The sequence below is a fragment of the Streptomyces sp. NPDC057543 genome (assembly GCF_042801895.1).
Classification (GTDB): Bacteria; Actinomycetota; Actinomycetes; order Streptomycetales; family Streptomycetaceae; genus Streptomyces.
This window is the reverse complement of record NZ_JBHVFF010000339.1, coordinates 1-8,169: the sequence shown is the minus strand read 5'-3', so window position 1 is coordinate 8,169 and position 8,169 is coordinate 1. Positions and strand designations below refer to the sequence as shown.

Sequence of the window (8,169 nt, the reverse complement as noted above, 5' to 3'; positions counted from 1 at the left end):
GAGGCACGGCCGGCCGTGCCTCAGCGGTACAGGGCGTCGACCTCCGCCGCGTACGCCGTCTCGATCGCCTTGCGCTTCAGCTTCAGTGACGGCGTGAGGAGACCGTGCTCCTCGCTGAACGGATGCGCCAGAATCCGGAATGTACGGATCGACTCGGCCTGCGACACCGCTGTGTTGGCGGCCACCACCGCCCGCCGTACCTCCATCTCCAGGTCCGGATCCCGCACCAGTTCCTCCGGCCGCAGGGGCGCCCGCCCCTGCATGGCGAGCCAGTGGTCCACCGACTCGTGGTCGACCGTGACCAGTGCGGCGACGTAGGGCCGGTCGTTGCCGACCACGATGCACTGCGCGACCAGCGGATGCGCCCGCACCCGATCCTCCAGGGCGGTCGGCGACACACTCTTGCCACTCGACGTCACCAGGATCTCCTTCTTCCGCCCGGTGATCCTCAGATAGCCGTCCTCGTCGAGCGCCCCCAGGTCCCCGGTGGCCAGCCAGCCTTCCCGCAGCACCGCGGCGGTGGCCTCCGGGGCGCCGAGATAGCCCGCGAACACATTGTCGCCGTGCACCCACACCTCGCCGTCCTCCGCGATGTGCACGGTCGTGCCGGGGATGGGCTGCCCGACCGTGCCGTACCGGGTGCGCTCCGGCGGATTGGCGGTGGCCGCCGCGGTCGACTCGGTCAGTCCGTACCCCTCGTACACGGTGACGCCCGCGCCCGCGAAGAACAGTCCCAGCTGCCGCTCCATGCCCGAACCACCGGACATGGCGTGCCGGATCCGGCCGCCCATCGCCTCGCGCACCTTCCGGTACACGACCTTGTCGAAGAACTGGTGCTGCATCCGCAGCCCGGCGGACGGCCCCGGACCGGTCCCGAACGCCCGCGCCTCCACCGCCTCGGCGTACTTCACCGCGATGTCCACGGCCTTGTCGAACGCCCCGACCCTGCCCTCCGCCTCGGCCTTGCGCCGGGCGCCGTTGAAGACCTTCTCGAAGATGTAGGGCACCGCCAGGATGAACGTCGGCCGGAACGACACCAGATCCGGCATCAGAGCCTTCGCCGACAGCTCCGGCTGATGGCCCAGCTTCACCCGGCCGCGGACCGCGGCTAGCTCCACCATCCGGCCGAAGACATGCGCCAGCGGCAGGAAGAGCAGGGTGGCCGCCTCGTCGCCCGGCTTGGAGTGGAAGACCGGCTCCCAGCGCGAGGCCATGGTGTCCGTCTCGAACATGAAGTTGGCGTGCGTGATCACACAGCCCTTCGGGCGGCCCGTCGTCCCCGAGGTGTAGATGATCGTCGCCACCGACTCGGGCGTCACCGCGCGCCGGTGGCGGTGCACCACCTCGTCCTCGACCTGGGCGCCCGCGTCGAGCAGCTCGTTCACCGCGTCGGCGTCCAGCTGCCAGAGCCGCTTGACCCCGGGCAGCCGGTCGATCACCGACGCGATCGTCATCGCATGGTCCTCGTGCTCGACCATGACGGCGGACACATCGGCATCGTGCAGCATCCAGAGGACCTGCTCGGGCGAGGACGTCGGGTAGACCGGTACCGACTGGGCGCCGACCGTCCACAGCGCGAAGTCGAAGAGCGTCCACTCGTAGCGCGTTCGCGACATCAGGGCCACCCGGTCGCCGAATCTGACGCCGTGCGCGATCAGGCCCTTGGCGAGCGCCAGCACCTCGTCGCGGAACGTCGCCGCAGTGACATCCCGCCAGTGTCCGCTCGCGTCCTTCCGGCCGAGCGCGACCCGGTCCGGATCCTCCTCGGCGTAGTCGAACACCACATCGGCCAGCCCGCCTACGAGGGGCGCGGCCGCCATGGGTGGGACAGTGAACTCGCGCAATGACCTGCTCCTTGTGGCGCTCCGCACAGCGCCGTGACGCTACCCCAACGGACGGCGCGGCGGGAGGGCCCCATACCGGCGGACCCTGTGGCATATGCACAGGTCAGCCACCGAAATCCGGCCAGATGGGCAAGGCTCGGGCGTGGCTGAGACCACGGAGTAAGCGGCCGGCGCGGGAATCTCCACCAAATCTGTACGCCACAGTCACTCCCGTTCCGGGTGGCTACGGGGGTATTGGTCCACGGATCAGCCGGTCGCCGCCCGCCAGGATCGCCGCCGCCAGGGCGTCCGCGGCCTCCTGCGCCCTGCCCCGGCGGGGGCCGTGCAGCAGGACGAAGTCCACCTCGCCCAGCTCCGGCAGCCCCGCTCTGGCCGGCACCGGCACCAGACCCGGCGGGATCAGCCCACGGCTGTGAGCCATCACGCCCAGCCCCGCACGGGCCGCCGCGATCAGCCCGCTCAGGCTGGTGCTCGTACAGGCGATCCGCCAGGCCCGGCCGTGCTCCTCCAGGACCTCCAGGGCGCGGGCCCGGGTGATGCCCGGCGGCGGGAAGAGGACCAGCGGAACCGGATGGTCCGGGTCGATCCGCAGTCGCGGAGCGCCGATCCACGTCAGCGCGTCCTGCCAGACCAGCTCTCCGTGCGTGTCGCCGACGCGCCGCTTGGCGAGCACCAGATCGAGTCGGCCCGCAGCGAGCCGCTGGTGCAGCGTCCCGGAGAGCTCCACCGTCAGCTCCAGCTCGACCTCCGGGTGGTCGCGGCGGAACGACTCCAGGATCTCCGGCAGCCGGGTCAGCACGAAGTCCTCGGACGCCCCGAACCGCAGCCGCCCGCGCAGCCGCGTGCCGGTGAAGAAGGCCGCCGCCCGCTCATGGGCCTCAAGAATCGTCCGGGCGAAACCGAGCATCGCCTCACCGTCCAGGGTGAGATCGACCCGGTGCGTGTCCCGGGTGAACAACTGCCGCCCTGCCGCATCCTCCAGGCGCCGCACATGCTGGCTCACCGTGGACTGCCGGACCCCCAGCCGACGGGCGGCCCGGGTGAAGCTCAAGGTCTGGGCGACCGCGAGGAAGGTGCGGAGCTGCGCGGGATCGTACATGAGTCCAGGCTATCGCGAAACGCGATGACAGTAAGAGCGGTGTACGGGATTCCCGATCGCTCGGTTCGGGAGCAGCATGGAGAGGGCACGACCGGAACCAAGAGAACAAGTGGAGCAGATGAGCCGCCGCACCCTGAAACTTCCGTCCTGGCTGCCGATCGACCCGTACATCATGGCGCTGATCGGCACGGTGGTAATCGCGGCGATACTGCCGGCGTCGGGGACCGCGGCGGAGGTGGCGAGCGGTGCGTCGACCGGAGCCGTCGCCCTGCTCTTCTTCCTGTACGGGGCCCGGCTCTCCACCGCCGAGGCGCTCGACGGACTCAAGCACTGGCGGCTCCATCTCGCCGTCCTGGTCTGTACCTTCGTGGCCTTTCCGCTGCTCGGACTGGCGGGCAAGGGGCTGGTGCCGTACGTCCTGACCCCGCAGCTCTACAGCGGCTTCCTCTTCCTCTGCCTCGTCCCCTCGACGATCCAGTCGTCGATCGCCTTCACCTCGATCGCCCGCGGCAATGTGCCGGCGGCGATCTGCGCGGGCTCCTTCTCCTCGATCGCCGGGATCTTCCTCACCCCGCTGCTCGCCGCGGCGCTGCTCGGCAACAACGGCGGCGGATTCTCGGCGGACGCGTTGCTGAAGATCGGGGTCCAGCTGCTGCTGCCGTTCGTCGCGGGGCAGCTGCTGCGCCGTTGGATCGGCGGCTTCATCACCCGCCACAAGAAGGTCCTCGGCCATGTCGACCGCGGCTCGATCCTGCTCGTCGTCTACACGGCGTTCAGCGAGGGCATGGTCGCGGGCATCTGGCACCAGGTCACCCCGGCCAGGCTCGGCGCGCTCCTCGGCGCCGAAGCGGTGCTGCTCGCGCTGATGCTGGTGCTGACCTGGTACGGGGCGAAGCGGCTCGGCTTCGACCGCGGGGACCGGATCGCCATCCAGTTCGCCGGCTCGAAGAAGAGCCTGGCCGCCGGGCTGCCGATGGCGAGCGTCCTGTTCGGGGCGCAGGCGTCCCTCGCCGTACTGCCGTTGATGCTCTTCCATCAGATGCAGCTGATGGTGTGCGCGGTGATCGCCAAGCGGCGCTCGCGGGACCCGTTGGAGGAAGTCCAGGAGAACGGCGTGGCGGCGCGGGAGCCGGTCGCGGTGAGCTGAGGGGGGGAGCCTTCGGGACCGCCGCTCAGAGGCGGGACCGGCCGGCGCAGGCAGCGCTCCCCGCCGGCCGGACCCCTGACCCGTGCAGACGTGCGGGGCGCCTCAGCCCTGGCCGATCGTCGCCTCCAGGGCGATGCGGTGCTCACCCGCGTACACGTTCATGGAAGGACCCCGCAGGAAACCGACCAGCGTCAGTCCGGTCTCGGCCGCCAGATCGACGGCGAGGGACGACGGCGCCGAGACCGCCGCGAGCATCGGGATCCCGGCCATCACCGCCTTCTGGGCCAGTTCGAACGAGGCCCGCCCCGACACCAGCAGGATCGCCCGGGACAGCGGCAGCCGGTGGTCGGTCAGGGCCCGGCCGACCAGCTTGTCGACCGCGTTGTGCCGGCCGACGTCCTCCCGGATGTCGAGCAGTTCGCCCGTCTCGGAGAACAGTGCCGCCGCGTGCAGGCCCCCGGTCCGGTCGAAGACCTGTTGCTCGGCCCGCAGCCGGTCGGGGAGGGCGGCGAGCAGCGCGGGTTCGACCCGGACCGGGGGAGCGTCGGCGATCGGATGCCGGGTCGTGGTGCGTACCGCGTCGAGGCTCGCCTTGCCGCACAGCCCGCAGGACGACGTGGTGTACACGTTGCGTTCGAGGGTGATGTCAGGAACCGGGACACCGGGCGCGAGCTTCACATCCACGACGTTGTACGTGTTCACTCCGTCCGCCGTGGCCCCGGCGCAGTAGACGATCGACTGGACCTCGGAGCCGTCACCGATCACGCCCTCGCTCACCAGGAAGCCCGCCGCCAGTGCGAAGTCGTCGCCCGGTGTGCGCATCGTGATGGCGAGCGGCTTGCCGTTCAGCCGGATCTCCAGGGGCTCCTCGGTGACGAGCGTGTCGGGGCGCGTGGAGACCGCTCCGTCCCGGATACGGATGGTGCGGCGGCGCTCGGTGACCCGTCCCATAGCGGTTGAACCCGATTCTGTACGTGTTGGAAGCCGAACCGGCCCTTGATGCAGAGCTTGCCGTGGGTCACCGGATTGTCGTGCGGAGAGGTGACCTTGACGATCTCATTGTCCTGCACGTGGAGTGTGACATTGCAGCCGACTCCGCAGTACGCGCAGATCGTGGTGGTCTCCGTCTGGGCCTGTTCGTCCCCGGTCCCGGCCGCGGCATGTCGAATTCGGACTTGAAGGAGAGTGCCCCGGTGGGGCACGCCTCGATGCAGTTGCCGCAGTAGACGCACGCCGAATCGGTGAGCGGCGCGTCGCACGCCGGGGTGAGGGTTCCACGCATCATCGCCTCGACCAGTGCGCGGGCGTCCGGATGACGGCAGATCTGGCCCATGGTGGCCCGGGAGGGCGCGCTGATCGGGCTGAAGGAGATGTTCCCGATCAGTTTGATCCAGATGTCCTTGCGGAGATCAGGCTCGACGGGACACTTGAGTCCGCCCTCGACCATGGCTTCGCTGAAGGCGCGGCAGCGCTGGGATACGGTCCGGTCCGGCTCCCCGATGGAGAACCGGGTGCCTTCCAGATGGCGTACGACGCCGGGTGCCTCGATCTCCGTGGCGGCGTAGACGACTCAGCCGATGGCGCGCTCGGGCGGCAGGGTGGCGCTGACCGTGCCCGCCGGGGCGACGCTGTTGATGCGTCGTCCGGCGTGCGGGCCTTCGATCCCGTGGAAGTGCCACCACGGGATGCCGTTCTGGGCGGCGATGACCGCGGTGTCGCGGTGCAGCAGTGGATGGACCAACGGGCCCGACGCAGCATAGGAGTTGGCCTTGAGCCCGAGGAACACACAGCCGACGGGCCCCACTTCCGAAGGGTCGTCGGTGGCCGAGGGAGGGGCGGTGAAGTCACCGCGGGGGCTGGGTACGCGGACGCCGTCGCGGCGCATCGCGGCCGGATGCGGGCCTCGGGCGATGAGGTGGACCTCGGCGCCGGCGCGGCGCATCGCGGCCCCGACATGGGCGCCGATGGCACCGGCGCCGACAATTGCGACTTTCACGGGCTCTCCGTTCGGTGAGAGGACCGAGGAGCGGGCCAGGGGGCGGACCGGGGTGATCCGAGGAGCGGGCTGAGCGATCCGAGCGGGCCCAGCGGGAGATCACGGGCCCAACCGGGAGAACAGGGGGCGATGTCACGTCACGTCGACAGAATATTGTCTACAGTATGCTTTCGGGGGGTCAAGGCTGTCGTCAAGCCTCCAACGACCGGGTCCTATTCCTGTGGGAACACGTGCCCCCGTACCGGGCGGTAGCGACCAAGACTGGATGGTTCCTGCCATACGTAGCGAGGGGATCCTGTACATGACCGGCTCACGTGTCGTGGCGCTCGGCCACTATCAGCCCGCCAAGGTGCTCACCAACGACGATCTGGCGGCCATGGTCGACACCAGCGACGAGTGGATCACCAGCCGCGTCGGCATCAAGACCCGCCACGTCGGAGGCCCTGACGAGCCGGTGGACGAGATGGCCGCGCACGCGGGGGGCAAGGCGCTCGCCGCGGCGGGGCTGCGGCCCGCCGAGGTCGATCTGGTGCTGGTCGCCACCTCCACCGCGATCGACCGCTCCCCGAGCATGTCGGCGCGGGTCGCCGCCCGGCTGGGCATGGGCTCGCCCGCGGTCATGGACATCAATGTGGTCTGCTCCGGATTCACCCACGCCCTCGCCGCCGCCGACCACGCGGTCCGGGCGGGCGCGGCCGAGCGCGTCCTCGTCATCGGCGCCGACAAGATGGCGGACATCGCGGACTGGACCGACCGCAGCACCTGTGTCCTGCTCGGTGACGGAGCCGGCGCGGCGGTCGTCGTCGCGGACCCCGACGGAGGGGACCGGCCGGGGATCGGCCCCGTCCTGTGGGGTTCGGTGCCGGAGATGGGCAATGCGGTGCGGATCGAGGGGACGCCCCCGCGTTTCGCGCAGGAAGGGCAGTCCGTGTACCGCTGGGCCACCACGCAGTTGCCGCCCATCGCCCGCAAGGTGTGCGAAAAGGCTGGTGTCGCCCCCGAGGATCTGGCCGCGGTCGTGCTGCATCAGGCCAATCTGCGGATCATCGAACCCGTCGCCAGGAAGATCGGCGCGGTCAACGCGGTCATCGCCCGGGATGTTGTGGACTCCGGCAATACGTCCGCGGCCTCCATCCCGATGGCCCTGTCCAAGCTGGTGGAACGCGGTGAGGTCCACAGTGGCGCGCCCGTGCTGCTTTTCGGCTTCGGCGGGAATCTCTCGTACGCGGGTCAGGTGATCCGCTGCCCCTGAGGGGCATTGCGCTCGGTAGATTGTAGACGATAAGCAATTGCTCGTCGCCCGGAGAGGGACCGCGATGTTGTCCGCACGACTGCCGCAAGGGGCTGTGCCGAAGCTGGAACGGCCCGGTCCGCTACGCGAGCGCGTGTACGAGGCGCTGCTCGAACTCATCACGACGCGTGCGCTCCGTCCCGGCCAGCACCTGGTCGAGAGCGAACTGGCCGGCCATCTCGGGGTGTCCAGACAGCCGGTGCGGGAGGCGCTGCAGCGGCTGAACACCGAGGGCTGGGTCGATCTCCGGCCCGCCCAGGGCGCGTTCGTGCATGAGCCCACGGAGGACGAGGCGGACCAACTGCTCTCGGTCCGCACCCTGCTGGAGGCAGAGGCCGCCCGCCTCGCCGCGGCCAATTCCGGCACCGCGGGCATCGCCGCCCTGGAGGAGCTCTGCGCCAAGGGTGAGCAGGCGGTCGCCGACGACGACGTGGACCTGGCGGTCGCCGTCAACGCGGCCTTCCACGCCAAGGTCATGGAGCTGGCGGGCAACGTCGTCCTCTCCGAGCTCGCCGGGCAGGTGAACCGCCGGGTCCGCTGGTACTACACCCCGGTGGCCCGCCGGAGAGGCACCCAGTCCTGGATCGAGCACCGCTCGCTCATAGCGGCGATCGCCTCGCGCGACGAACAGCGGGCCACGGAGATCATGCGGGCGCACACGGAACACACGCGCAAGACGTACCGCCAGCGCCACGAGGAGTGACGTACCACCAGCGCCACGAGGAGTAGCGCGCGGCCGGGCGGGTCGAACGGGGTCGTAACGGAAGGGCCGGGGCGTGAGCCCCGGCCCAT

General features: G+C 70.1%; 6 protein-coding genes and 2 pseudogenes. 3 read left to right on the top strand and 5 right to left on the bottom strand.

Features of this window, described 5'->3' with window-relative positions; all coding sequences use genetic code 11:
- Positions 1 to 20: 20 nt before the first annotated feature.
- Together ACFU8Q_RS36185 and ACFU8Q_RS36180 are read right to left on the bottom strand one after the other, a co-directional pair.
- Positions 21 to 1,820, bottom strand: a complete 1,800-nt coding sequence (locus ACFU8Q_RS36185) for an AMP-dependent synthetase/ligase (protein WP_384462778.1) — start codon at positions 1,818 to 1,820, stop codon at positions 21 to 23.
- A gap of 247 nt (positions 1,821 to 2,067) precedes the next feature.
- Positions 2,068 to 2,943 (bottom strand): LysR family transcriptional regulator, encoded by an 876-nt coding sequence (locus tag ACFU8Q_RS36180; RefSeq protein ID WP_384462775.1) that lies wholly within the window; start codon positions 2,941 to 2,943, stop codon positions 2,068 to 2,070.
- A gap of 118 nt (positions 2,944 to 3,061) precedes the next feature.
- Here ACFU8Q_RS36180 and ACFU8Q_RS36175 point away from each other — a divergent pair, with 118 nt between their 5' ends.
- Positions 3,062 to 4,090 carry a bile acid:sodium symporter family protein gene (locus ACFU8Q_RS36175; RefSeq protein WP_384462772.1) on the top strand — a complete coding sequence of 343 codons (1,029 nt, stop codon included), beginning with the start codon at positions 3,062 to 3,064 and terminating at the stop codon, positions 4,088 to 4,090.
- A gap of 102 nt (positions 4,091 to 4,192) precedes the next feature.
- Here the strand turns inward: ACFU8Q_RS36175 and fdhD are convergent, their stop codons facing one another.
- The 3 genes and pseudogenes from fdhD to ACFU8Q_RS36160 form a co-directional block, all read right to left on the bottom strand.
- A complete protein-coding gene (gene fdhD / locus ACFU8Q_RS36170) occupies positions 4,193 to 5,041 on the bottom strand; it encodes a formate dehydrogenase accessory sulfurtransferase FdhD (protein ID WP_384462769.1) in 849 nt (282 codons plus the stop codon).
- An 11-nt stretch (positions 5,042 to 5,052) separates the two neighbouring features.
- Positions 5,053 to 5,345, bottom strand: a pseudogene (locus ACFU8Q_RS36165) (4Fe-4S binding protein); the annotation flags it as partial.
- A 3-nt stretch (positions 5,346 to 5,348) separates the two neighbouring features.
- Positions 5,349 to 6,125, bottom strand: a pseudogene (locus ACFU8Q_RS36160) (2-dehydropantoate 2-reductase); the annotation flags it as partial.
- A gap of 262 nt (positions 6,126 to 6,387) precedes the next feature.
- Here ACFU8Q_RS36160 and ACFU8Q_RS36155 point away from each other — a divergent pair.
- Both ACFU8Q_RS36155 and ACFU8Q_RS36150 read left to right on the top strand, forming a co-directional pair.
- The gene (locus tag ACFU8Q_RS36155; protein ID WP_384462766.1) at positions 6,388 to 7,338 is read left to right on the top strand and encodes a beta-ketoacyl-ACP synthase III; all 951 of its coding nucleotides are present in this window, start codon (positions 6,388 to 6,390) and stop codon (positions 7,336 to 7,338) included.
- A 64-nt stretch (positions 7,339 to 7,402) separates the two neighbouring features.
- On the top strand, positions 7,403 to 8,080 hold the full coding sequence (locus ACFU8Q_RS36150) for a GntR family transcriptional regulator (protein WP_384462763.1): 678 nt from the start codon (positions 7,403 to 7,405) through the stop codon (positions 8,078 to 8,080).
- The last annotated feature ends 89 nt before the right edge of the window (positions 8,081 to 8,169 follow it).

What these genes read in the sequence shown, in the direction of transcription:
- ACFU8Q_RS36185 (WP_384462778.1), bottom strand. Translation starts at nt 1,820, where the DNA reads ATGGCGGCCGCGCCCCTCGTAGGCGGGCTGGCCGATGTGGTGTTCGAC.
- ACFU8Q_RS36180 (WP_384462775.1), bottom strand. Translation starts at nt 2,943, where the DNA reads ATGTACGATCCCGCGCAGCTCCGCACCTTCCTCGCGGTCGCCCAGACC.
- ACFU8Q_RS36175 (WP_384462772.1), top strand. Translation starts at nt 3,062, where the DNA reads ATGAGCCGCCGCACCCTGAAACTTCCGTCCTGGCTGCCGATCGACCCG.
- fdhD (WP_384462769.1), bottom strand. Translation starts at nt 5,041, where the DNA reads ATGGGACGGGTCACCGAGCGCCGCCGCACCATCCGTATCCGGGACGGA.
- ACFU8Q_RS36155 (WP_384462766.1), top strand. Translation starts at nt 6,388, where the DNA reads ATGACCGGCTCACGTGTCGTGGCGCTCGGCCACTATCAGCCCGCCAAG.
- ACFU8Q_RS36150 (WP_384462763.1), top strand. Translation starts at nt 7,403, where the DNA reads ATGTTGTCCGCACGACTGCCGCAAGGGGCTGTGCCGAAGCTGGAACGG.